This is a genomic window from Rhodococcus sp. NPDC056960 (genome assembly GCF_042674125.1).
Taxonomy (GTDB): Bacteria; Actinomycetota; Actinomycetes; order Mycobacteriales; family Mycobacteriaceae; genus Rhodococcus_F.
Map to the genome: position 1 here is coordinate 66,019 of NZ_JBHURF010000001.1, position 22,357 is coordinate 88,375.

A 22,357-nucleotide genomic window follows, 5' to 3' on the forward strand; every position below is an offset into this window, starting at 1 on the left:
CCGCGCACCGGTGGATGTGTCTGAGAACAGTGGATTCGGCTCGGCGCTCAACGCTGCGCAGGTGTCCGAGCGCCTCGGTGTTGACAGCGGTGGTGTTGGGCGTCACAATTCTGCGTAGTTGACATGACTGTCACGTCATAATTGTTGTGATGCCGGAGGAGGCAGGATGACCACGTCCATTTCCGATATGCGAGAACTGGGCCGACGGGTGAGCAACTGGGGGCGGTGGGGCGCAGACGACGAGCGCGGAACCACGAACCTCATCACGCCCGAGCGGGTGGCGGCCGCCGCGGCGCTGATTCGGACCGGCACGATCTACGAACTGGGCATTCCCCTCGACAGTGAGGGCCCGCAACCCGGAGGCAATCGGATCAACCCGATCCGCTTGATGGCCGAGAACGGGCAGGAACAGGTGCTTCCCGGCGGCTTCAAATGGGCGGACGACTACGTCTTCATGCCGCTGCAGGCCGGTTCGCAGTACGACTCCCTGTCCCACGTCCACTACGACGATCAGCTGTACAACGGTCATCCGGGCACGGGGGTCACCGTCAAGGGCGCCGACAAGTGCGGAATCCATACCCAGGCGAAGGGAATCGCCGGGCGCGGCGTGTTGCTCGACGTCGCACGGGCGCGTGGAGTGGACTGGCTCGAGGCCGGGTCCGCGATCACACCGGACGAACTCGACGCCGTCGCCGCCGCTCAGAACGTCGAGATCGGCCCCGGCGACATCGTGCTGATCCGAACCGGGTGGCGCGCAAAATTCCTCGCCGATCGCGACCCGGCCGGGTTCATGGCCGGTGAGCCGGGCCTGAGTCTGTCGTGCGCCTCCTGGCTGCGCGATCGGGACGTCGCGGTGGTGGGATCGGACAACTGGGCGGTCGAGGTGATGCCCGGCGAGAACCCCGGGGCGTTGTTCGAACTGCACATGGTGCTCATCCGGGACATGGGCATGACGCTCGCCGAGCTGCTCGATTTCGAGGAGCTCTCCGCCGCCTGCGCCGCCGACTCAACGTATGACTTCTTCTATGCCGGACCGCCCCTGCAATTCACCCGCGGGGTCGGGTCCCCGATCAACCCGCTCGCGATCCGGTGAACACCGCCGTCGGCGCCGCCACCCCACCTGCCTCGAGGAGAAACTGAATGCTGGTCAGCGACATCGTCGAGTACGGCGCGCGCAAGCATCCCGATCGGATCGCGCTGCGGTTCGAGGACGACACGGTCAGCTACGCCGAGCTGCGTGATCGCAGCCGGCGGCTCGCGGGCGCTCTGCTCGGTGTCGCCGCGCCCGGCGACCGGGTGGCGATCCTGTCCACCAACTGCACCGAGTACTTCGACTGTTACTACGGTGTGCCGATGGCGGGGATGGCGCTGACCATCCTCAACTTCCGGCTGCACCCCGGCCAGATCGCGGCCCTGATCGAACATTCCGGCGCGACGGTGCTGATCGTGGCCGCCGAGTTCGCGACCGTGGTCGAGCAGATCCGGGACCAGATCCCGTCGGTGCACACCGTCGTCTCGATCGGCGCGACCCCGGGAACGATCGGCTGGGACGAGTTCGTCGGTACCGGCCCCGCGGACCCGCCGTCGGTGCGTCCGACGCCCGACGACCTCGCATGGCTGGTGTACACCAGCGGTACCACCGGCACACCGAAAGGTGTGATGATCAGCCACCGCAATCTCGTCAGCGGGATCACCTCGTCCGCGCTGCAATGGGCGTTGCCGGAGGACACGGTGTTCCTGTTCTGCTTCCCGCTCTGCCATGTCGGTGGGTACGTCACGTTGCTCAACCACCTGATGGGCAGCACCGTCGGCATTCTGCGGACCTACGACAATGCGACGTTCCTGCGTCTGGTGGAGCGGTGGCAGGTCACGCAGACCGGACTGGCACCCACCATGATCAACTTCCTTCTCCAGGATCCCACGCTCGAGGCGCACGACCTCAGCACGCTGCAGGCGATCGGATACGGCTCCTCGGCGATCCCGGCGCAGGTGCTGCGTCAGGGACTCGAACGCCTCGGCTGCGATTTCTACCAGGGCATGGGGATGACGGAACTGGCCGGCAACGTGCTTCATCTCGACTACGAGGCGCACAGGCGGGCCGCCGGTGGTGAGAGTGAGCTGCTCGCGGCGGCCGGGAAACCCATGCGGCTGGCGGATATCCGCATCGTCGACGACACGATGCGGGACGTGGCCGCCGGCGAGGTGGGGGAGATGGTGGTCCGCGGCGACCAGGTGATGGCCGGCTACTGGCAGGATCCGGACGCGACGGCCGCCGCGTTCACGGACGGCTGGTTCCACACCGGCGACCTGGTGCGCCGCGACGACGAGGGATTCGTCTACATCGTCGACCGAAAGAAGGATCTGATCATCAGCGGCGGCGAGAACGTCGCCTCCCTGACCGTCGAGCAGGCTCTGTACCGGCATCCCGCGGTGGCCGAGGCCGCGGCCATCGGCGTCGAGGACGACACCTGGGGCGAACTGGTCTGCGCGGTCGTCGTTCTTCGCGACGGCGCCGGCGCCACGGCCGACGACATCATCACCGCCTGCCGGGAACAGCTCGGTGGATTCCAGGTGCCCCGGCGGGTCGTCTTCGTCGACACCCTCCCCAAGAACGTCACCGGCAAGATTCTCAAACGCGATCTGCGCGAACGCTTCTCCCGCGCGACCGTCTGACTCACGCCACCGACCGGCGGCGACGAATCCCGTCGCCGCCGCGCAGCGGTGCCCAAAACACCTGAACCGGAACTGTTTCCGGACTCACCCCTCACCGTTACGGAGCGACTGTGAACCGTATCCTCGCCGTGGGCGTGACCGCCCTGTGCGCCACCGCGGCTCTGACCGCATGTTCGGGCCGCGACACCGCGGCCGCCGCAGGTGACTGCGACCCCGGCATCACCGACAGCGAGATCCGCTTGGGCACCAGCCTGGTGCAATCGATCGCCGGACCGCAGGCGACCGCCGCATCCGCCCTGTTCGACGACATCAACGCCGTCGGGGGTGTGGCCATGGGAGACGGCAAGTCGCGCACGATCTCCTACACCGCACTCGACGACGGATACGACCCGGCGCGCACCGTCAGCAACGTCCGGTCACTGGTCGAACAACAGCAGGTATTCGCGATCCACAACCTGATCGGCACCGCCTCGACCCTCGCCGTCGCCGACTACCTCACACAGAAGAACGTCCCGCTCGTGTTCCCCATGACCGGCACCGACGAACTCCTCGCCACGCTCGACGCCCGCCCCGTCGTGGCCGGAGCGGTCAATCCTCAGACCGGCTGGGAGGTCGGCGAACGGGCGAAGCAGATCCTGCGCGATCATCCGCAGGCGAAGATCGCGGTGCTGTATTCCAACGACAGTCTGGGCAACGGCAGCCTCGACGCTCTGAAATCCGCCCTCGCAGGCAGCGGCACACAGATCGTCGCGCAGCAGTCGTACGAACAGACCACTCCCTCGGTGGATTCCCAGGTGGTCAACCTCGCGAACTCCGGCGCCGACGTGTTCGTCAACTTCGCCACCGCAAGTTTCGTGACTCAATCACTGAAGAAGGCGCACGAGCTGAGCTGGAAACCGGAGACGTACATCTACTCCGGCGCCACCGACACCAACTTCGTCCTCGCACCCGCCGGTCCCGACGCCGCCGAGGGGGTCCATTCGTTCTACTGGATCTACGACGTGAGCAGCACCGACCACGACCAGTTGCCGGGTGTGCAGAAGTGGAGGGAGTTCGCCCAACGGCACGCCGGTGCGCTGAAGTCCACCGACACCATTGCCGCGACCGGATACAACACCGCTCAGCTCCTGGTCGCGGCCCTCGAACAGATGAAGGGGTGCACGCGCGCCGACCTGCTCGACGCCGTCCAGAACCTGCACGGGGTCACCACGGACCTGTCCATCGACGGTGTCACCTTCGACACCGGCGCGGAGTACCCGTACGCGATCACTTCGATGGCACCGATGACGTTCCGCGACGGTAGCTGGCACTACGACGCTGTGGTGACGCGCAGCGCCGAACGATGACGGCGGGACGGCCCGGCGCGGCGCTGACGGTGCGCGACGTCCGGCTGAGGTTCGGCGGAGTCGTCGCCCTCGACGGGCCGTCGTTCACCCTCGAGCCGGGCCGGATCGTCGGGCTGATCGGTCCGAACGGCGCCGGGAAGACGACCCTGTTCAACTGCATCAGCAGGCTCTACCAACCGGATTCGGGGCAGATCACCTTCGGTGACACCGATCTGCTCGCGCTGTCGGCGGACGCGATCGCGGAGGCCGGCATCGCCCGCACCTTCCAGAACATCGGATTGTTTCCGACGATCTCGGTGCTCGACAACATCCTCACCGGCGCCTACGCGCGGACCCGGGCGGGTTTCCTCGCCACCGCGCTGGGATTTCCGCGCACCCGGCGGGAGGAACGCGGCGAACGCGACGAGGCATGGCAGCTGCTCGAATCGATGAATCTGGCGCAGGTCGCCCGCGAACCGGTCGGCAACCTGCCCTACGGCACCCTCAAACGTGTCGAGCTGGCGCGGGCGCTGATGCAGCGACCGCGGCTGCTGATGCTCGACGAACCGGCGAACGGCCTGATCCACGAGGAGGTTCTCGAACTCGCGGAGACGGTCCGCCGGCTCCGCGACGAGCGGGGATTCTCGGTGCTGCTCGTCGAGCACCACATGGCCATGGTCATGTCGATCTCCGACCGGGTGGTGGTGCTGAACTTCGGGCAGAAGGTGACCGAGGGCGAACCGGCCGAGGTCGCCGCCCATCCCGAGGTCGTGGAGGCGTACCTGGGTGGTGCGGCATGAACCTGCTCACCGTCCGGAACCTGCACGCCCGGTACGGGCGCGCGGAAGTGTTGCACGGCATCGACTTCGAGGTACCGGCGGGGGAGGTGACCGTGGTCCTCGGCGCGAACGGCGCCGGAAAGACGACCATCCTGCGATCGATCTGCCAGTTGGTCCGCACCAGTGGGCAGATCGTCTTCGACGGCCGCGACATCACCGGCATGCGCACGGATCGGATCGCCCGGCTCGGCGTGGCCCACGTCCCTCAGGGACGCGGCACGTTCGCAGACCTGACGGTGGAGGAGAACCTCCGCGTCGGGGGATACACGACCACGGCCGCGACCACCGCCCGCGCGATCGAGCACTGGTTCGACTTCTTTCCGCGGTTGCGGGAACGACGCCGGCAACAGGCGGGTGGGCTCAGCGGCGGAGAACAGCAGATGCTCGCGATCGCCCGCGCCCTGGTGGCCCGGCCGCGACTGCTGCTGCTCGACGAGCCGTCCCTCGGCCTGGCGCCGCGCATCACCCAGGAAGTGTTCCGCGCGCTCGACAAGATCAGCGGCGAGACGGAGACCACGATCCTCGTCGTGGAACAGAACGCGCACCTGGCCCTGGACATCGGCACGTCCGCGGTCCTCGTCGACGCCGGTCGCGTCGTCGCCCAACGCCCCGCCGCCGGATTGGCGCACGACGAGTCGGTGCGTCGTGCCTACCTCGGCTACTGAACACAGGAGAGTGGTCATGGACGTTTTCCTCCAACAATTGGCGGACGGGCTCATGTGGGGTGCGCTGTACGGCGCGTTCGCGCTGAGCATCGTCCTCGTCTACCGGGCCTCCGGGATCGTGAACTTCGCTCAGGGCGAGATGGCGATGTTCTCGGCGTTCTTCGCGTGGCAGTTCCACCAGTGGGGTGCGCCGTTGTATCTCGCCGTCCTCGGCGCGATGGTGGTGGCCTTCCTCGGCGGCGCGGCAGCCGAGCGGGTTCTCATCCGGCCGCTGGCGTCCGCGCCGAATCACATGCCGCTGGTGATCATCACCCTCGGCTTGATGCTGGTGCTCAACAGCGCCGCCGGGTGGATCTGGGGCGTGCAGAGCAAAGAGTTCCCCTCGATGGTCTCCGGGCCGGTGCTCACCGTCGGCCCGGTCGCGATCTCCCAGCAGTCGCTGGTCGTCGTCGCTGCCGTCACCGTGGTCGCGGCACTGCTGTTCATTCTGTTCCAGCGAACCAGGATCGGCCTGGCGATGCGGGCAGCGGCCGCCAATCCGGACTCGGCGCAACTGATCGGTGTTCCTGTCGGCCGGATGCTGATGATCGGCTGGGGACTGGCCGCGGCGATCGGGGCCCTCGCCGCCTCACTCGCGGCGCCGCAACTGTTCCTGCAACCCAACATGCTCGCCGCCTCGCTGATCTATGCGTTCGCGGCGGCGGTCCTCGGTGGGCTCGACAGCCCGGTTGGTGCACTCGTCGGCGGGCTGTGCGTGGGTGTCGCGGAAAACCTTGCCGGCACCTATATCTCGTGGATCGGTCACGACTTCAAGCAGGCTGTGGCGTTGGCCCTGATCCTCGGGGTCCTGCTCCTCAAACCCGAGGGCCTGTTCGGCGCACGGAAGGTGGCCCGCGTATGAGAATCGTCGAACTGCTTCGTCAGCCCCGTGCCGAGCTCGACCCACCTCGGTGGCTGGCGAGGTCGGCGGTCGCATCGGTGATCCTCGTCGCCGCGGTGGCGCCGCTGGTGTCGGCGCCGTACGTCAACTTCGACCGCTCGATGGTGCTGGTGTATGTGGTGGTCGGGTTGGGACTGAACCTGCTGACCGGCAACACCGGTCAGATATCACTCGGGCACGGCTTCTTCTTCGCAGTCGGCGCCTATCTCAGCGCCGTGTTGGTCGAGAACCACGACGTGCCCTATCTGCTGCTGATTCCCGTGGCGTTCGTGGTCTGCTATCTGATCGGGTACCTCTTCGGCCTGCCGGCGCTGCGCCTGCACGGACTCCAATTGGCGCTCGCCACATTGGGTCTGGCGCTCGTCACCCCCGCGGTGATCAAGCGGTTCGAACACGTCACCGACGGGCAGGCCGGAATCAACATCGCCGGCGCCGAGCCGCCGGCGTTCACCGGGCTCGAGCGTGACCAGTGGGTGTACTACCTGTGCCTGGTGGTGGCGTCGCTCGCTTACCTCGTGGTGCGGCGGCTCGCCACCGGCCGGATCGGGCGGTCGCTGATCGGAATCCGGGACTACGAAGCCGTCGCCACCACGCTCGGTGTCCCGGCCACCCGCACGAAGACGACGGTTTTCGCGTTCAGCGCGGCCCTCGCCGGGGTCGGGGGCGTGCTCTACAGCTTCGTGGTCCAGTACGTCGGCCCCGAGGCGTTCGGCCTCCCGTTGGCGATCGCGTTCATCACCATGATCGTGATCGGTGGGCTCGGCACCGTTCCGGGTGTCGTGTTCGGGGCGTTCTTCGTGCAGTACGTGCCGCAGTGGACGGCGGAGATCAACCAGTCGGCGGCGGGAATGGCGTACGGAGCGGCGCTGATCGTCTTCACCTTCGTGCTCCCCTACGGTCTGATCAGCCTCGTCCGATGGGCACTGGGGCCGCTGGTGAGCAGGATTCCGGGGACGCGCCGCGACGTCCGGCGGGCGACACGGGCGGGCGAGGATCCCAAGGAGCTGGTCGTCTCCCGCTGACTGCTCACGCGCCACAAGGGTGGAGCCCCGACCGTCGATCCGGCCGGGGCTCCAATCGTCGTGGTGGGTTATCCGTTCAGATGACGAGGACTTGCCACACGCAGCCGGGCAGACACAGCGATCGACACCGCGCGGAGCACGCCGTCGTCACGGTAGGGGAGTGCACCCTCGCGCAACCGTGCCGACAGCTCCGCCTCGGAGTCGCAACCGACCGCACCGAGCGCGTCACCGAGCAGAGAATCGGCGCCGGCGCCGTCGTCGAGTTCGCGTCCGGCGGTGCGCAGCAGGTTGACGCAGATCCGCAGCAGATAACGCTGCCGCTCCTGGTTGCCCTCCAGGGCAGGACCGATGTCGTCGACCAGTGTCTCGGCGACGAGGTCGAGGATCTCGGGGACGCTCGGCCGGTCGTGCACGGTGGGCCCCGGCGAGGCAGGTGGCGGCAAGGCCACGGAGTCGTCGAGCAGGCCCAGGATGTCGAGCAGGTCGTACTCGGATTCGCACACCCGGCGGCCGATCGCCGCCAGTTCGAGGGACTTCTCCGCGCCACCGAGGTGGCGTTCGGCCTGAAACCTGCTCAGTACCAACCATCTCAGGGTTCCGAACGTCTCCCACCAGTGAAGTTCGGACGCCGACGGCCGGAACCCGGTGGCCCGCTCGTAGCCGTCGAGAAGCTGGTCGCGGGTCCCGATACCGGCGACCGGGGCAGGCGCGCCGAATCGCCACGCTCGCACGCACAGCCAGCCCAGGTCCTCGACGGGGTCGCCGAGGTGGGCGAGTTCCCAGTCGAGCACCCCGCGGATGCCGGTGCCGTCGACGAGGAGATTGCCGATCCGGAAGTCGCCGTGCACCAGGGTGTTCGGGCGCTGCGGAGGGCGGTGTTCGCGCAACCACCACAGTCCCAGCTCGACCGCGGGCCGGGGATCGTCGAGGTCGCGGTAGATCACCTCGATCGCGTCCACCGGATCGGTGGCGTCGAGCATGCCGAGTGTGTCCAGGGGAGTGCGGTGGATCAGGCCGAGCACGTAGCCCATGTCCTCGGCGAGGTGGCCGCGCACCTCCTCGAAGACCGGGTTCCGCTGCAGTGTCCGGGGAAACGATTCCCCCTCCACCTTGCTCATGAGCAGGTAGGGGGCGTCGATGCCCGGGGCGGAGTCGCCCGACGCGAGGACGGTGGGCACCGGCACCCCGGCCGCGGCTGCTGCCCGCAGGCACGCCGCCTCCGCCCGCATCCGGGCGGCGTCACCGTGGCCGGGCGGGTCGCGGCGCAGCACCACGGGCAGGGGTCGCCCATCCGGGCGGTCGGCGTCGAGCGCCCACACCTCCCTGCTCGCGCCGCCGGTCAGCTGCCGGGGTTCCCCGACCGTGACCGCGGTGCCGCAGACGGAATTCAACACGGCGCGGATGCCGTCCTGGAGGGTGCCGGGGGCGTGGGTCATCGCCATGGTGCGGCCCCCGGATCGCGCAGCAGACGGCGGGCGGTGGACATGCGGTGCACTTCGTCGGGACCGTCGTAGATGCGCGCGTACCGCGCCTGCCGGTACATCCGCTCGAGGGGTGTGTCGGCGGTCAGGCCGAGGGCACCGTGGATCTGGATGGCGCGGTCGACGACGTCGTGGAGCATGCGGGCTCCCCAGAACTTCACCAGCCCGATGCGGACGCGGGCGTCCTCGCCGGCGTCCATCGCGCGGGCGGCGTCGAGAGTCATCAACCGCGCGGCGTGGATCTGGGCGGCGGATTCGGCGATGTAGCGGTGCACCTCACCCTTCTCGGCGAGCACGGAACCGTGAGCGAAGCGGGTGTTCGCGCGAGCGCACATCAGCTCGTAGGCACGCTGAGCCTGCCCGAGCCACCGCATGCAGTGGAAGATCCGACCAGGGCCGAGCCGGTCCTGGGCGACGGCGAAACCCTTGCCGCGCCTGCCGAGGAGATTGGCGGCCGGGACCCGCACGTCGGTGAGCCGGACCTCGTAATGGTCGCTCGGGTTGTGGCCCATCGTGGGGATGGAGCGGACGATCTCGAATCCGGGCGTGTCGGTCGGCACGATGATCGCGCTGATGCGCTCGTGCCGCGGAGCGGTGTCGGGTTCGGTGCGTGCGAAGACCGAACAGTATCCGGCGTCCTGCACTCCGGTGGTGAACCACTTGTGTCCGTTGATGACCCAGGTGTCTCCGTCGAGTTCGGCGCGGGTCTCGATGAGGGTGGGGTCGGAGCCGGCCGCGTCGGGTTCGGTCAGACCGACGGACGGCAGGAACTCCCCGGCGACCAGCGGTGGGATCCACCGTCGCCGCTGCTCCTCGGTGCCGTGTTCGCGCAGCATGAGGGTGTCCTGCATGGACACCGACCCGACGGCCAGTTGACCGAATTCCGAACGCCCGATGATCTCGTTGAGGTAGACGAAGTCGAGGAACGGGACGCCCCCGCCGCCGACCTCGGCGGGGTGCCCGAGCGCCCACAGGCCGCGTTCCCTGGCGCGGTCCCGCAGGTGCGCGAGGGTCGCGCGGGCGTCGTCGTCCTCGTTTGCCAGGACCGGCTCGGCGGGGATCACGACCTCGTCGATGAACGAGCGCATCCGCGTGCACAATTCGGCCAGCGGGACAGCTGATGGGGTGTCGGTCATGTCAGTGCTCCCGGGGGTGCGCGGCCGGCGCGCGCAGCGGCCGGGTGGCGGCGGAGTCGACGTACTCGTCGATGCGGCTGATCCGCTCGTCGACCACACGGACGAACAGGCTTGCCGGTACCTCCAGCGGACCGTGGCCGGGGAGGGTGGCGCGCAGGACGTGCTGCTGGGCGAAGCCGTCCGGCAGCCGGTGGCGGCGGATGTCCTCGTAGCGCATGTCGTCGAGGGTGCGCGAAAGCCAGCGCAGCACGCGCAGGTTCTCGGTCACCGTCTGCTCCTGCCCGTCGTCGTTGTGCCAGATGAGCGCGTCCGGTGCGTACAGTTCGGTCAATGTCGCCTCGTCGCCGCGGCTGACGGCGGCGAAGAAGCGATCGGCCAGGTCGTTCATGGGAAAATTTGTCTCCTCCGTGCGGTGATGCCGTCGAGGTGGATCAGTCGAGGTGGATCACAGGGTGGTCAATCGGCGGCAGTCACCGGCACCGGTCGGCCGCCGGCCCGGAGCAGCCCACTGCCCAGGGGTGTGTCGAGCAGTTTCCCGGCCAGTCGGGCGGCCGTGAGGGTCTCGTCGACGTCGATGCCGGTGGCGATGCCGCCGTCCTCGAACATGTAGACCAGTTCCTCGGTGGCGATGTTGCCGCCGGCGCCGGGCGCGAAGGGGCAGCCCCCGAGGCCGCCGACCGAGGCGTCGAAATGGCGGATGCCCAGGGTGTAGGCCGCCCAGGCGTTGGCCAGGCCCTGACCGCGGGTGTCGTGCAGGTGCAGGCCGAGGTCCATCGCGGGTACGGCGTCGCGGACCCGGGTGAGTACGTCGCCGACCCGCACGGGTGTCGCGGTGCCGATGGTGTCGGCGACCGACAGCACGTCGGCCCCCGAAAGCACGGCGCGGCGGGCGATCTCGGCCACCCGCTCCGGCGGCGTGGGCCCGTCGAACGGGCAGTCGAAAGCGATCGCGACGATCACCTCGAGTTGGCCGCCGGCCCGGTGGACCAATTCGGCGACGGGTGCGATCAAGGCGATCGACTCCTCGCTGCTGCGACCGACATTGGCCCGGCTGTGGCCGTCGGATGCCGACACGACGTACTCGAGGCGGGTGAGACCGGCCGCGAGTGCTCGACGAACTCCGCCGAGTCCGGCGACGAGGGCCGAGAACGTCACCTGCGGCCAGCGGTCGAGGTGGGCGGCGACGGCTTCGGCGTCGGCCAGTGCCGGAATCGCCCGCGGTGAGACGAACGACGTGACCTCGATTCGTCCGACACCGGTCGCGGCGAGCGCGTCGATCAGTTCGAGTTTGGCGGCGGTGGGAATCGGTTTCTCGTTCTGTAATCCGTCGCGGGGACCGACCTCGCGGATGTCGACGCCGGCTGCCGGGGTGCTCACGAGATCGTGCCCTGCGTGCGCAGGTAGGCGAGATGGTCGGCGTCGTAGCCGAGGAGCGCGGTGAGTACCTCGTCGGTGTGGGTGCCGGGCCGGCTGGGCCCGCCCCAGCGGACGCCGCCTGCGGTCTCGCTGAGCTTCGGTATCACCCCGACGCCCTTCACGGGGGCAGGGTCGAATCCGTCGTCGTCGGGCCCGACGGACGGATCGACGTGGTCGACGAAGATCTCGCGGGCGTTGAACTGGGGGTCGGCCATCACTTCGGCGACGGTGTTGACGGGTCCCGTGACGACCTCGAACTTGGTCAGCAACTCGATCAGGTCGGCGGCGGGGAAGGCGGCCGCCCACTCGGTGATCAGCGTGTCGAGTTCGTCCTGGTGATCGCCGCGCGCCGTGTGGGTGGCATACCGGGCATCGGTGGCCAGGCCGGGTCGGCCCATCGCGGCGGCCAGGCGCGTGAACAGGGTGTCCTGGTTGGCCGCGATGATGACCCACAGCCCGTCCTGCGTCCGATATAGGTTGGACGGGGCGACGCGGTCGAGGCGGGTGCCGGACGGTTGCCGAATGTGTCCCGTCTTGTGATAGTCCGGGACGGTCGACTCCTGGATGGCGAGCGCGGCCTCGGTGAGAGCGGCATCGACGACCTGCCCACGCCCGGTGCGCTCGCGCGCGATCAGTGCGGCGAGGACGCCCTGGAAGGCGAACATGCCGGCGAGGCTGTCGCCGAGCGACAGGGCGATCCGCGGTGGCGCCTGACCGGGAAATCCGTTGAGATGGCGCAACCCACTGATGCCTTCGGCGACCGAGGCGTAGCCGGGACGCGCAGCGTAGGGCCCGGTCTGCCCGTAGCCGGAGACCCGGGCCAGGACCAGACGCGGGGAGACCGTCCGGAGGACGTCGTAGCCGAGGCCCCAGCGCTCGAGGGTGCCGGGCCGAAAACTCTCGACGACGACATCGGCGCCGGCGGCGAGGTCGAGGAAGATCTGCCGGCCTGCCTCGGTCCGGAGGTCGAGGTTCACGCACCGCTTGTTGCGGGCGTGCACCGACCAGAAGTACTGGTGTCCGCCCTCGGCCTGGCCCCAGTCCCGCAGCGGGTCGGGGCGATCCGGGGCCTCGATCTTGATGACGTCGGCCCCCATGTCGCCGAGGAGGCGTCCGCAGTACGGACCGGCGATCAGGGTGCCCAATTCGAGTACCCGGAGGCCGTCGAGTGCTCCCTCCGGGACCTCGGTGGGGGCGGACGAGTGCGGCGCATGCGTTGTCATGGTGCTTGCCTTAGGGAATGAGGGATGAATTATTCGGTGCTCACCCGCGGTCCAGTCCGAGTGCTCCGAGACACATCTGATCGAGGGTGTCGAGAAGGGCTTCCTCGTCGGCATCGTCGCCCTGGATCAACCACAGGTACAGGGTGTGGTCGACCATGGCGGCCATGGCACGCGCGGCGAGGACCGGGTCGAGGGTGGCGGTGGCCAGACCGTCCTGCTGCCACCGCGCGATGGCGCGGGACGTCCGGTCGATCAATTGACGGCGATGCTCGTGGCGCAGTTCGCGGAACTCGTCGTTGAACGTCGAGACCTGTTCGACGATCGCCATCATCCGGGCGTTCCGCCGGTATGCCTGGTAGTACGAGCGGTTGGAGGCGATCAGCTTCTCGGCGGGGGACAGGTCGGCATCGGCCGGTTCCCGTCGGTGCACGTCCTCGAACAGGCGGGTGCTCAACTCCCGGAACACTTCTTCCTTCGACTCGAAGTATCGGTAGAAGGTTCCGTACGCGACGTTCGCCTCCTGGGCGATCTGCTCCACGCGTGTGTCGGGGAATCCGACCGTCTCGAACACCTTCTGGGCGGCGTCGAGCAGTGCGTCGCGGGTCTTGCGACCTCGGGCGGTGAGCGTCTCGACCGGCGCCGACGGGGTCGCGGACGGGGTATTGACAGATGACTTGGCCACGGACAAACTATCGCAATAGATGACATGACTGTCAAGTCATTTTTGCGTCATTCTCGCGCCCACTTCACCACATCGGAAGGACAGCAATGAGCGCTTCGAACTCGAAGTACGACCTTCGCGGAATCAACCACCTCGCGCTGGTGTGCTCGGACATGCGACGCACGATCGATTTCTACTCGGGCACCCTGGGGATGCCGCTGGTCAAGACCATCGAGTTGCCCGGAAATCTGGGGCAGCACTTCTTCTTCGACTGCGGTAACGGCAACACCATCGCGTTCTTCTGGCTGGCCGACGCCCCCGACGCCGCGCCCGGTCTCGCGGCGCCCAAGGGTCTGCCCGACGAGGGCGAACTGGCCAGTGCGGTGGGGTCGATGAACCACGTCGCGTTCGCAGTGCCGCCGGAGCAGTTCGACGAGTACTACTCCCGGTTCCAGGCCGAGGGGATCAAGGTGAGCCGCGTGCTCAACCACGACGACAGTCGCGCCGGCGTGTCGCGCGACGTGCACCCGGGGACCTTCGTGCGTTCGTTCTACTTCCAGGACCCTGACGGTGTCCTGCTCGAATTCGCCTGCTGGACGAGGACCTTCACCGACACCGATGTGTCACACGAACCGAAGACCGCTGCCGACCGGCGCGTGCCCGCCGCATCCTGAGACCCGACGTCCGAAAGGAGTTCACCGTGCCCCGCCTTCGTGAGGTTCCCCGAGTCGAAGTGACCGACGAGAAGATCCTCTTCTTCTACGACCGGCTGTTCGGGCCCGACAGGGATCCGGCCGTCGATCACGGCACGATCCATGCCACCCCCGGCGACTGGTGGACCGTGTTCGCCCAGTCGCCGGACGTGTTCCGGCACGCCGTGCGCGGCTTCTCGCTCTACCGCAACGCCACCCTGGACCCGTTGCTCCGCGAATTGGGGCAGAGCCGCGCCGGGTATGCGCGCGGAAGCCAGTTCGTCTTCTCCCAGCACTGCAAGCAGATGCGCTCTCTCGGGATGGACGAGGAGAAGATTACGGCCGTCCCGCACTGGCAGATCAGCGATCGCTTCTCGGAACTCGAGCGGGCCGTGCTGGCCTACACCGACGGCCTCGTCTACGACGGCGGCCGAGTGCCGGACGAAGTATTCACGGTCCTGAAGGCCAACCTGACGGACTCCGAGATCCTGCAGCTGACGTACATCACCTGCCTCTACGACATGCACGCGACCATGTGTCGCGCCCTTCGTCTCGAATTCGACGACCGACCCGAGCCAGTCGCCGAGGTCGAGATTCCCGCCGGTGTGGAGGTCCGTGATCTCTCCGCCGATCTGTCCGGGTGACCGGCGTCCCGGATTCCACTCGCGCCGCCGGCGGCCGTCACTCCTGTACCGTAGTTAGGTAACACTAACCAATTTGAGTTCATTGGAGAGATGCCTGTGGCAAAGCCGACTGCGACATTGACCGTGATCCGGACCGAGTGGCTGACCCCGCACATGGTGCGGGTGATCCTCGGCGACCCGGGATTCGACAGTTTCGTTCCCAACGCCTTCACCGACGCGTATGCGAAACTCGAGTTCGGAAGCCCCGACGAGCCGGTCCTGCGGACGTACACCATCCGGTCCGTGGATCCGGTGGCACGGGAGATCGCCATCGACTTCGTGGTACACGGCGACGCCGGGGTCGCGGGACCGTGGGCGGCATCCGCGGTGGCAGGCGACGTCCTCCGCCTCCGCGGTCCCGGTGGGGCGTTCGCACCGGACCGGGACGCCGACTGGTACCTGCTCGCGGGCGACGAGACGGCGATCCCCGCGATCTCCGCGGCCGTCGAGAAGCTCGACGCGTCGGCTGTGGGACGAGTGATCATCGAGGTCGCCGGCCCTGACGACGAAATCGCCTTCGACTCGCCCGCGGGCGTCGACGTCACCTGGCTCCACCGTGGGGACACCGCGGACCGGGCCGGGGCGGAGGTGTCGGGGGACAACGCGCCCCTCGTCGCGGCGGTGCGCGACATCAGCTGGCTGCCCGGAACGGTTCAGGTGTTCATCCACGGCGAGGCGCAGGCCGTGATGCAGAATCTGCGGTCCTACCTGCGCAAGGAACGGGGCGTTCCGGCGTCGGCGGCGTCGATCTCGGGGTACTGGCGTCGCGGCCGCACCGAGGAGGGCTTCCGGGTGTGGAAGTCCGAGCTCGCCGCGAGCGAGGGTGCCTCCCGCTGACCCGGTGCGGCGGGCGTCACGACGTGTGCGTCCGCCGCGTCAGCACCACCAACGACGTCATGGCCACGGCGCCGGCGGCGGGGATTGCCACCGCCATCGGGACGGCCGTGTCGGGGCCGGCGATGCCGACGAGCGGCGAGACCACCGCGGCGAGACCGAACTGGCCGGCACCGAGGAGCGCGGACCCGGTTCCCGACGCCCGGGTCACCTCGCCCTGCGCCAGGGCCGTGGCGTTGCCCATCACGAACCCGATGCTCGACACCGAGACGAACAACGGAACGAGGATCGCCCACCACTGGGGGGAGTCGACGAGTGTCGCGGCGAGCAGCAACACGATGCCGGCGGCGAGGAGCAGTGTCACCCCGAAACCGAGCAGCTGCCGGGCGTGGAACGTACCGACGAGCCTGGTGTTGACGATGGCGGCGCTCACCATGCCTGCGGCGTTCGCGGCGAACACCATGGAGAACTGCCCCGGGCTGAAACCGAGCACGTTCTGCACGACGAACGGTGACGCGGAGATGTACGAGAAGAGTGCGACGAACCCGAACATGAACGTGAACGCATAGCCGAGGTACACCCGGTTGCCGACCACGTACCGCAGATTGTGGACCAGTGCCGCGAGGCCGCCGCCGTGCCGGTGCTCGACGGGAAGCGTCTCCGGGACCAGGATCAGCACTCCCGCGAACATCACGACCCCGGCGACGGTGAGCACCCAGAAGATTCCCCGCCAGCCGACGGGACCGAGCAGGGCGCCACCGAGCAGTGGGGCCACCACCGGCGCGACCCCGCCGATGATCATCATGATGCTGAAGAGCCGGGCGGCGTTGTCGCCACGGGCCCGGTCGGCGATGGAGGCGCGGGCGAGCACGATCGCGGCGCCACCGCTGAGCCCCTGGAAAAGTCGTGCAGCGATGAGGATTTCGACGGTGGGGGACAGGGCGCAGGCCATCGCCGCGAGCGTCGTCACCACGGTGGCGCCGATCAGCAGACGCCGTCGCCCGAGGCCGTCGGACAGTGGCCCGACCACGAGCTGGCCGATGCCGAGTCCTGCCATGAACGTGGTCAGAGTCAGCTGAACGCTCGGCGCCGACGTGTTCAGGCTCTCGGTCATCAGGGGCAGACCGGGGAGATACATGTCCGTGGCCAGCGGGGCGATCGCGGACAACAACGCCAGGACACACAACATCGGGATGGGGATCGTTCGCTGCACGAAAGAACTCTAGCGGCGCAGGCGCTTGATTCATCTCCCGCAAGTCTGCGTCACAAGGCGGCCACCCATCTCCTCGAGGGCGGCGCCGACCTGCGCGTCGTGCAGGAACTGCTCGGACACGCCAGCCTCGCGACCACCCAGCTGTACACCCACGTCTCCGTGGCGAGGCTGCGCGCGGTGCACGATCAGGCGCATCCCCGGGCCTGACCCGGTTTGGTAGCGTCGCCCCACGAATCTGCCGTTGTTCTGCACTGTCCTGGGGGAAATAGTGGATCGCGAAGACGTGACTCGACCGCAGCCGTCCTGGCTGAACGACGGCGCCGCCGCCCCGGCGGATCCGTGGGGGCAGCCGTGGGCCGATCTCGTTCCGGAACCGAGCCCGCATCAGGTGACCAACCAGGATCTGGTGGCTGATGCGCTGTTGAAGCGCGCCCGCGCGGCGCCGAGCCGAGGGTGGCGACGCGGGCTGCACCGACTAACCGGGGGAACGCTGAATCCGGGGGAGTCGGCGGGCGCGGCGCGCGACGCGGCGCTTCTCGCCCGCATTCGGCAGCCGATCCACGGTGACTACCGGATCGCGTTCTTGTCCTTGAAGGGTGGTGTCGGTAAGACGACGACCACGATCGGGCTGGGATCGACGTTCGCGTCGCTACGGGGTGACTGTGTGATCGCGGTCGACGCCAACCCCGACTTCGGGACGCTCGCGCAGCGGGTGCCGATCCAGACGCATTCGACGGTCCGCGACCTGATCGCGGCGGAGTCGACGATCCGGCGGTATTCGGACGTGTGCGCGCACACGTCGCAGGCGCCGAGCCGCCTCGAGGTGCTCGCGAGCGAACAGGATCCGGCGATCTCCGAGGCGTTCAGCGAGGACGACTACCGGCGGGTGATCGACATCCTGCAGGTGTACTACAACATCATCCTCACGGACTGTGGCACGGGCATCATGCATTCGGCGATGAACGGTGTTCTGCAACTCGCCAATTCGCTGGTGCTGGTGAGTTCGCCGGCGATCGACGGCGCCCGCAGCGCCGCCGCCACGCTGGATTGGTTGCAGCACCACGGGTACGGGCATCTCGTATCGCGGACCGTCGTCGTGATCAGCGCGGCCCGGCCGGGGTCGAGCATGGTCGACATGACGGAACTGACCAACCACTTCCTGCTCCGGTGCCGGGCGGTGAAGGTGGTGCCGTTCGACGAGCATCTCGCGGAGGGCTCGGTGGTCGATCTGGACCTGCTGCGGCCCGAGACACGGAAGGCATTCGTCGAACTCGCGGCGATGGTGGCGGACGATTTCCCCGAGTCGGCGGGCAGGCACGCCGTCGCGGAATGGCGTTAGCCGCCGCGATCACGACGCCCGACGGGTTCGAGCCGGACCGGTGCCACCCGGACGAGTCCGAGTGGGTCGAGATACTCGCGATCGCGGCGAAGACCCCAGTGCAGGCACGCCGCGACGGGGGAGATGCAGCCCGGGTGACCGGGCTCGAGCGTCCCGAGGACGGTGCCACGACCGACGCGTAGACCGGGAGTGACGCGGGCGGTCACCGGTTCGTACGTGGTGCGGAGCCCGCCCGGATGGTCGACGGAGACGACGGGTTTGCCCGCCACTGTGCCGGCGAACACCACCACACCGGCCCCCGCCGACAACACCGCCTCGTCGGGTACGCCGCCCAGATCCACGCCGCGGTGGCCGGGAAGCCAGTCGTGCTCCGGGTTGTCGAACGGCCGCACGACCCGCGGTCGTGGATGCAGCGGCCAGTCGAAGTTGCCGGTCGGCGCGGCGTCGGCGGGCGGCGCGAGGAGGGCCGCCGCGGTCAGCACGGTGATGGCCGTGGCCGTCGCTGTGAGCGCCCGCAGAATCGTCCCGAACCTCGTCATGGTTCGACGATCCCGCACGTCCGGGCCGACGAGCGGCGCCGGGGAGAATCTGTGGATCGACGGCGACTTGTCCACAGATTTCGCGAAACCCTTGCAGGGGCGGCCGCCGTGTGACAGGGCGGTTAGGGCGTACGAGCCCGAGGCCGTACACTGATCGAGCGGTCTGTGTTCGCACAGTCCGACTTCGCGCGTCCGCGCAGTGTACGGATCGTCGGCTGGTCTCGCATTTCGATGTGAGTCCGACGGTTCACGGGCGCCAGGGCGGAACGTCACCGACGTTCGGCATCAACCGGCAATGAAAGAGAGATACACAGCCATGGCTGTCGTAACAATGAAGCAGCTGCTCGACAGCGGCACGCACTTCGGTCACCAGACTCGTCGCTGGAACCCGAAGATGAAGCGGTTCATCTTCACCGACCGCAACGGCATCTACATCATCGACTTGCAGCAGACGCTGACGTACATCGACAAGGCGTACGAATTCGTCAAGGAGACCGTTGCCCACGGCGGCACGGTCCTCTTCGTCGGCACCAAGAAGCAGGCCCAGGAGTCCATCGCGGCCGAGGCCACTCGCGTCGGGATGCCCTACGTCAACCAGCGTTGGCTCGGCGGCATGCTCACCAACTTCACCACCGTCCACAAGCGTCTTCTCCGCCTCAAGGAGCTCGAGGCAATGGAGCAGACCGGTGGCTTCGAGGGTCGCACCAAGAAGGAAATCCTCATGCTCACGCGTGAGATGACCAAGCTGGACCGCACGCTCGGTGGTATCCGCGACATGGCCAAGGTTCCGTCCGCCGTGTGGGTCGTCGACACCAACAAGGAGCACCTGGCGGTCGCCGAGGCTCGCAAGCTGAACATCCCGGTCATCGCGATCCTGGACACCAACTGCGACCCCGACCTCGTCGACTACCCGATCCCGGGCAACGACGACGCCATCCGCAGCGCAGCCCTGCTCACCAAGGTTGTCGCTTCCGCGGTGGCCGAGGGCGTGCAGGCCCGTGCCGGACTGAGCGCCGACAAGGACGCGAAGCCCGAGGCCGGCGCCGGCGAACCCCTCGCCGAGTGGGAGCAGGAACTGCTCTCGCAGGCAGCGCCCGCAGCAGAGGCCGCTCCCGCAGCTGAGGCAGAGGCGGCTCCGGCTGCCGAGGCCCCCGCAGCAGAGGCACCCTCCACCGAGGCCTGATCCGATGCAAACGGCCCTGACCAGAAATCTTTGGTCAGGGCCGTTTCACGGTCTGCCCGAGTACTACCCTGACTTACGTCCCGACAGACATATGAGGAGGCTCGCTCACCATGGCGAACTACACCGCCGCTGACGTCAAGCGGCTCCGCGAGCTCACCGGCTCCGGAATGATGGCCTGCAAGAACGCTCTCGCTGAGGCCGAGGGCGACTTCGACAAGGCTGTGGAGCAGCTGCGCATCAAGGGCGCCAAGGACGTGGGCAAGCGTGCCGAGCGCACCACGGCCGAGGGCCTGGTCGTCTCCAAGGACGGCGTCCTGCTCGAACTCGACTGCGAGACGGACTTCGTCGCGAAGAACGAGGACTTCCTGAAGCTCGCCGAGTCGATCGTCACGGTCGCCGCGGCAGCGAAGCCCGCCGACGTCGACGCCCTCAAGGCGCTCGAACTCGACGGCAAGACGGTCGACACCGTCATCCAGGAGCAGTCCGCGAAGATCGGCGAGAAGCTCGTCCTCAGCAAGATCGCCTCGTTCGACGGACCGGTCGCGGTCTACCTGCACAAGCGCAGCGCAGACCTGCCGCCCGCCGTCGGCGTCCTGGTCGAGTACACCGGTGAGGGTGACGTTGCAGCGGAGGCCGCTCGCGGCGCCGCCATGCAGGTCGCGGCACTCAAGGCCAAGTACGTCACGCGTGACGAGGTCCCCGAGGACATCGTCGCCAACGAGCGTCACATCGCCGAGGAGACCGCTCGCGCCGAGGGCAAGCCGGAGCAGGCTCTGCCGAAGATCATCGAAGGCCGCGTCAACGGCTACTTCAAGGACGTCGTGCTGACCGAGCAGTCCTCGGTCCAGGACTCCAAGAAGTCCGTCAAGGCGATCCTCGACGAGGCCGGCGTGACCATCAAGCGTTTCGTCCGCTTCGAGGTCGGTGCTTCGAGCTAGTCGTGTGAACCGTATGGCCCCGTCGGACGAGTGCGCTCGCCCGGCGGGGCCTACGTATACCGCCACCATCCTGATGAGGCAGGATGAAAGATGGCCGTCTGAATGGGCCGGGTGGGCACTGAGCGCGCTCGGCCGCCGTCGACATCGACGAGTGCTGTGGAACTGAGGAGAGCAATGTCCGAACCTGCCAACGAACGTCCGGGATTCCATCGAGTCCTTCTCAAACTCGGCGGAGAAATGTTCGGTGGTGGCAAGGTCGGTCTCGACCCCGACGTGGTGACCAAGGTCGCGGAGCAGATCGCCGGAGTCGTGCGATCCGGGGTCCAGGTTGCGGTCGTCATCGGCGGCGGCAACTTCTTCCGTGGCGCCGAACTGCAGCAGCGAGGCCTGGACCGCGCGCGTTCCGACTACATGGGCATGCTCGGCACCGTCATGAATTGCCTTGCTCTGCAGGACTTCCTGGAGAAGGAAGGCATCGACAGCCGCGTCCAGACGGCGATTACGATGGGGCAGGTGGCGGAGCCCTACATTCCGCTGCGCGCACAGCGTCACCTCGAGAAGGGACGCGTCGTGATCTTCGGCGCCGGCATGGGAATGCCCTACTTCTCGACCGACACCACCGCGGCGCAGCGCGCTCTCGAGATCGGCGCCGAGGTGGTGCTGATGGCCAAGGCCGTCGACGGCGTGTTCACCGCCGACCCCAACCTCGACCCGGACGCCACGATGTACACGCAGATCACCCACCGTGAGGTCATCGAACAGGGGCTGAAGGTCGCCGACGCGACCGCGTTCAGCCTGTGTATGGACAACGAGATGCCGATCATGGTGTTCAATCTGCTGACCGAGGGGAATATCGCTCGGGCGGTGTCCGGTGAGAAGATCGGAACGCTCGTCAAGTCATGACACGCGTGCCACGCTTTGACACAGGGTTTTCTCGAAACAGAGGCAGTGACGAATCGATGCAGAACGACATGGAGGAACAGCCGTGATTGATGAAGCTCTCTTCGAAGCCGAGGAGAAGATGGAAAAGGCTGTCACGGTGGCCAAGGACGATCTCGGATCGATCCGCACGGGCCGCGCGAATCCTGGCATGTTCAACCGCATCGGCATCGACTACTACGGCGCGTTCACCCCGATCACGCAGCTCGCGAGCATCAACGTGCCGGAAGCGCGGCTCGTCGTCGTCAAGCCGTACGAGGCCTCACAGCTGAACGCCATCGAGACGGCGATCCGGAACTCCGACCTGGGCGTGAACCCGTCCAACGACGGAAACCTGATCCGCATCTCCGTTCCCCAGCTCACCGAGGAACGCCGCCGTGAACTGGTGAAGCAGGCCAAGTCCAAGGGTGAGGACGCGAAGGTGTCCGTGCGCAATGTGCGCCGCAAGGCGATGGACGAGCTGTCCCGGATCCAGAAGGACGGCGAGGCCGGCGAGGACGAGGTGGGGCGCGCCGAGAAGGAACTCGACAAGACGACCGCCCGGTACGTCGCACAGGTCGACGAGCTGGTGAAGCACAAGGAAGCCGAGTTGCTCGAAGTTTAGTCACGAGACGAG

Annotated in this window: 23 protein-coding genes and 1 pseudogene; 16 read left to right on the forward strand and 8 right to left on the reverse strand. The window is 67.7% G+C overall.

The features are described from left to right. The first annotated feature begins 166 nt into the window (after positions 1-166). From ACFTWF_RS00335 to ACFTWF_RS00365, 7 genes are all read left to right on the forward strand, one after another. Complete coding sequence (locus tag ACFTWF_RS00335; protein WP_378459327.1) at positions 167-1,093, forward strand: cyclase family protein; 927 nt, start codon at positions 167-169, stop codon at positions 1,091-1,093. Positions 1,094-1,140: 47 nt separating this feature from the next. Further along, positions 1,141-2,673, forward strand: coding sequence for a long-chain-fatty-acid--CoA ligase (locus tag ACFTWF_RS00340; protein WP_378459328.1), 1,533 nt, complete (start codon positions 1,141-1,143; stop codon positions 2,671-2,673). A gap of 110 nt (positions 2,674-2,783) precedes the next feature. Next, positions 2,784-4,019, forward strand: coding sequence for an ABC transporter substrate-binding protein (locus tag ACFTWF_RS00345; RefSeq protein WP_378459329.1), 1,236 nt, complete (start codon positions 2,784-2,786; stop codon positions 4,017-4,019). Continuing rightward, a complete protein-coding gene (locus tag ACFTWF_RS00350; RefSeq protein ID WP_378459330.1) occupies positions 4,016-4,798 on the forward strand; it encodes an ABC transporter ATP-binding protein in 783 nt (260 codons plus the stop codon). Before ACFTWF_RS00345 ends, ACFTWF_RS00350 begins: the two co-directional genes overlap by 4 nt. Continuing rightward, positions 4,795-5,502, forward strand: a complete 708-nt coding sequence (locus ACFTWF_RS00355) for an ABC transporter ATP-binding protein (RefSeq protein ID WP_378459331.1) — start codon at positions 4,795-4,797, stop codon at positions 5,500-5,502. Before ACFTWF_RS00350 ends, ACFTWF_RS00355 begins: the two co-directional genes overlap by 4 nt. A 16-nt stretch (positions 5,503-5,518) precedes the next feature. Further along, on the forward strand, positions 5,519-6,403 hold the full coding sequence (locus ACFTWF_RS00360; RefSeq protein WP_378459332.1) for a branched-chain amino acid ABC transporter permease: 885 nt from the start codon (positions 5,519-5,521) through the stop codon (positions 6,401-6,403). Then, the gene (locus ACFTWF_RS00365; RefSeq protein ID WP_378459333.1) at positions 6,400-7,464 is read left to right on the forward strand and encodes a branched-chain amino acid ABC transporter permease; all 1,065 of its coding nucleotides are present in this window, start codon (positions 6,400-6,402) and stop codon (positions 7,462-7,464) included. Before ACFTWF_RS00360 ends, ACFTWF_RS00365 begins: the two co-directional genes overlap by 4 nt. Before the next feature lie 68 nt (positions 7,465-7,532). On the opposite strand, the gene ACFTWF_RS00370 is transcribed toward ACFTWF_RS00365, so the two are convergent. The 6 genes from ACFTWF_RS00370 to ACFTWF_RS00395 all read right to left on the reverse strand — a co-directional run bounded on the left by ACFTWF_RS00370 (position 7,533) and on the right by ACFTWF_RS00395 (position 13,402). Next, positions 7,533-8,906: a phosphotransferase family protein gene (locus ACFTWF_RS00370; RefSeq protein ID WP_378459334.1), complete on the reverse strand. Its 1,374-nt coding sequence runs from the start codon at positions 8,904-8,906 to the stop codon at positions 7,533-7,535. Next, complete coding sequence (locus ACFTWF_RS00375) at positions 8,897-10,081, reverse strand: acyl-CoA dehydrogenase family protein (protein ID WP_378459335.1); 1,185 nt, start codon at positions 10,079-10,081, stop codon at positions 8,897-8,899. Before ACFTWF_RS00375 ends, ACFTWF_RS00370 begins: the two co-directional genes overlap by 10 nt. Position 10,082: 1 nt before the next feature. Beyond that, the gene (locus ACFTWF_RS00380) at positions 10,083-10,469 is read right to left on the reverse strand and encodes a nuclear transport factor 2 family protein (RefSeq protein ID WP_378459336.1); all 387 of its coding nucleotides are present in this window, start codon (positions 10,467-10,469) and stop codon (positions 10,083-10,085) included. Positions 10,470-10,537: 68 nt separating this feature from the next. Next, entirely contained in the window at positions 10,538-11,458 is a 921-nt protein-coding gene (locus ACFTWF_RS00385) for a hydroxymethylglutaryl-CoA lyase (RefSeq protein WP_378459337.1), read from the reverse strand. Next, positions 11,455-12,720 carry a CaiB/BaiF CoA transferase family protein gene (locus ACFTWF_RS00390; RefSeq protein WP_378459338.1) on the reverse strand — a complete coding sequence of 422 codons (1,266 nt, stop codon included), beginning with the start codon at positions 12,718-12,720 and terminating at the stop codon, positions 11,455-11,457. Before ACFTWF_RS00390 ends, ACFTWF_RS00385 begins: the two co-directional genes overlap by 4 nt. A gap of 40 nt (positions 12,721-12,760) precedes the next feature. Continuing rightward, positions 12,761-13,402, reverse strand: coding sequence for a TetR/AcrR family transcriptional regulator (locus tag ACFTWF_RS00395; protein WP_378459339.1), 642 nt, complete (start codon positions 13,400-13,402; stop codon positions 12,761-12,763). 86 nt (positions 13,403-13,488) lie between these two features. Between ACFTWF_RS00395 and ACFTWF_RS00400 the strand changes: the two genes are divergently transcribed. The 3 genes from ACFTWF_RS00400 to ACFTWF_RS00410 all read left to right on the forward strand — a co-directional run bounded on the left by ACFTWF_RS00400 (position 13,489) and on the right by ACFTWF_RS00410 (position 15,593). After that, positions 13,489-14,055, forward strand: coding sequence for a VOC family protein (locus ACFTWF_RS00400; protein ID WP_378459340.1), 567 nt, complete (start codon positions 13,489-13,491; stop codon positions 14,053-14,055). Positions 14,056-14,081: 26 nt separating this feature from the next. Next, complete coding sequence (locus ACFTWF_RS00405) at positions 14,082-14,717, forward strand: carboxymuconolactone decarboxylase family protein (protein ID WP_378459341.1); 636 nt, start codon at positions 14,082-14,084, stop codon at positions 14,715-14,717. Positions 14,718-14,813: 96 nt separating this feature from the next. Then, positions 14,814-15,593 carry a siderophore-interacting protein gene (locus ACFTWF_RS00410; protein WP_378459342.1) on the forward strand — a complete coding sequence of 260 codons (780 nt, stop codon included), beginning with the start codon at positions 14,814-14,816 and terminating at the stop codon, positions 15,591-15,593. A gap of 16 nt (positions 15,594-15,609) precedes the next feature. On the opposite strand, the gene ACFTWF_RS00415 is transcribed toward ACFTWF_RS00410, so the two are convergent. Then, a complete protein-coding gene (locus tag ACFTWF_RS00415) occupies positions 15,610-16,779 on the reverse strand; it encodes a multidrug effflux MFS transporter (RefSeq protein WP_378459769.1) in 1,170 nt (389 codons plus the stop codon). Here ACFTWF_RS00415 and ACFTWF_RS00420 point away from each other — a divergent pair. Together ACFTWF_RS00420 and ACFTWF_RS00425 are read left to right on the forward strand one after the other, a co-directional pair. Beyond that, positions 16,711-17,010 (forward strand): annotated as a pseudogene (locus ACFTWF_RS00420) (tyrosine-type recombinase/integrase); the annotation flags it as partial. The gene ACFTWF_RS00415 and the pseudogene ACFTWF_RS00420 overlap by 69 nt on opposite strands. A gap of 76 nt (positions 17,011-17,086) precedes the next feature. Next, on the forward strand, positions 17,087-18,142 hold the full coding sequence (locus ACFTWF_RS00425; protein ID WP_378459343.1) for a MinD/ParA family protein: 1,056 nt from the start codon (positions 17,087-17,089) through the stop codon (positions 18,140-18,142). On the opposite strand, the gene ACFTWF_RS00430 is transcribed toward ACFTWF_RS00425, so the two are convergent. Then, on the reverse strand, positions 18,139-18,756 hold the full coding sequence (locus ACFTWF_RS00430) for a M23 family metallopeptidase (RefSeq protein WP_378459344.1): 618 nt from the start codon (positions 18,754-18,756) through the stop codon (positions 18,139-18,141). The genes ACFTWF_RS00425 and ACFTWF_RS00430 overlap by 4 nt on opposite strands. Positions 18,757-18,997: 241 nt before the next feature. Between ACFTWF_RS00430 and rpsB the strand changes: the two genes are divergently transcribed. The 4 genes from rpsB to frr all read left to right on the forward strand — a co-directional run bounded on the left by rpsB (position 18,998) and on the right by frr (position 22,345). After that, a complete protein-coding gene (gene rpsB, locus ACFTWF_RS00435) occupies positions 18,998-19,864 on the forward strand; it encodes a 30S ribosomal protein S2 (protein WP_378459345.1) in 867 nt (288 codons plus the stop codon). A 110-nt stretch (positions 19,865-19,974) separates the two neighbouring features. Then, positions 19,975-20,802 carry a translation elongation factor Ts gene (gene tsf, locus ACFTWF_RS00440; protein WP_378459346.1) on the forward strand — a complete coding sequence of 276 codons (828 nt, stop codon included), beginning with the start codon at positions 19,975-19,977 and terminating at the stop codon, positions 20,800-20,802. A gap of 174 nt (positions 20,803-20,976) precedes the next feature. After that, positions 20,977-21,705 carry a UMP kinase gene (pyrH, locus tag ACFTWF_RS00445; protein ID WP_378459347.1) on the forward strand — a complete coding sequence of 243 codons (729 nt, stop codon included), beginning with the start codon at positions 20,977-20,979 and terminating at the stop codon, positions 21,703-21,705. A gap of 82 nt (positions 21,706-21,787) precedes the next feature. Continuing rightward, positions 21,788-22,345: a ribosome recycling factor gene (gene frr / locus ACFTWF_RS00450; RefSeq protein ID WP_015890301.1), complete on the forward strand. Its 558-nt coding sequence runs from the start codon at positions 21,788-21,790 to the stop codon at positions 22,343-22,345. The last annotated feature ends 12 nt before the right edge of the window (positions 22,346-22,357 follow it).

Excerpts from the sequence above, each read along its gene's own strand:
- ACFTWF_RS00335 (WP_378459327.1), top strand. The coding sequence starts at position 167 with ATGACCACGTCCATTTCCGATATGCGAGAACTGGGCCGACGGGTGAGC.
- ACFTWF_RS00340 (WP_378459328.1), top strand. The coding sequence starts at position 1,141 with ATGCTGGTCAGCGACATCGTCGAGTACGGCGCGCGCAAGCATCCCGAT.
- ACFTWF_RS00350 (WP_378459330.1), top strand. The coding sequence starts at position 4,016 with ATGACGGCGGGACGGCCCGGCGCGGCGCTGACGGTGCGCGACGTCCGG.
- ACFTWF_RS00355 (WP_378459331.1), top strand. The coding sequence starts at position 4,795 with ATGAACCTGCTCACCGTCCGGAACCTGCACGCCCGGTACGGGCGCGCG.
- ACFTWF_RS00360 (WP_378459332.1), top strand. The coding sequence starts at position 5,519 with ATGGACGTTTTCCTCCAACAATTGGCGGACGGGCTCATGTGGGGTGCG.
- ACFTWF_RS00365 (WP_378459333.1), top strand. The coding sequence starts at position 6,400 with ATGAGAATCGTCGAACTGCTTCGTCAGCCCCGTGCCGAGCTCGACCCA.
- ACFTWF_RS00370 (WP_378459334.1), bottom strand. The coding sequence starts at position 8,906 with ATGGCGATGACCCACGCCCCCGGCACCCTCCAGGACGGCATCCGCGCC.
- ACFTWF_RS00375 (WP_378459335.1), bottom strand. The coding sequence starts at position 10,081 with ATGACCGACACCCCATCAGCTGTCCCGCTGGCCGAATTGTGCACGCGG.
- ACFTWF_RS00380 (WP_378459336.1), bottom strand. The coding sequence starts at position 10,469 with ATGAACGACCTGGCCGATCGCTTCTTCGCCGCCGTCAGCCGCGGCGAC.
- ACFTWF_RS00390 (WP_378459338.1), bottom strand. The coding sequence starts at position 12,720 with ATGACAACGCATGCGCCGCACTCGTCCGCCCCCACCGAGGTCCCGGAG.
- ACFTWF_RS00400 (WP_378459340.1), top strand. The coding sequence starts at position 13,489 with ATGAGCGCTTCGAACTCGAAGTACGACCTTCGCGGAATCAACCACCTC.
- ACFTWF_RS00415 (WP_378459769.1), bottom strand. The coding sequence starts at position 16,779 with ATGTTGTGTGTCCTGGCGTTGTTGTCCGCGATCGCCCCGCTGGCCACG.
- rpsB (WP_378459345.1), top strand. The coding sequence starts at position 18,998 with ATGGCTGTCGTAACAATGAAGCAGCTGCTCGACAGCGGCACGCACTTC.
- tsf (WP_378459346.1), top strand. The coding sequence starts at position 19,975 with ATGGCGAACTACACCGCCGCTGACGTCAAGCGGCTCCGCGAGCTCACC.
- pyrH (WP_378459347.1), top strand. The coding sequence starts at position 20,977 with ATGTCCGAACCTGCCAACGAACGTCCGGGATTCCATCGAGTCCTTCTC.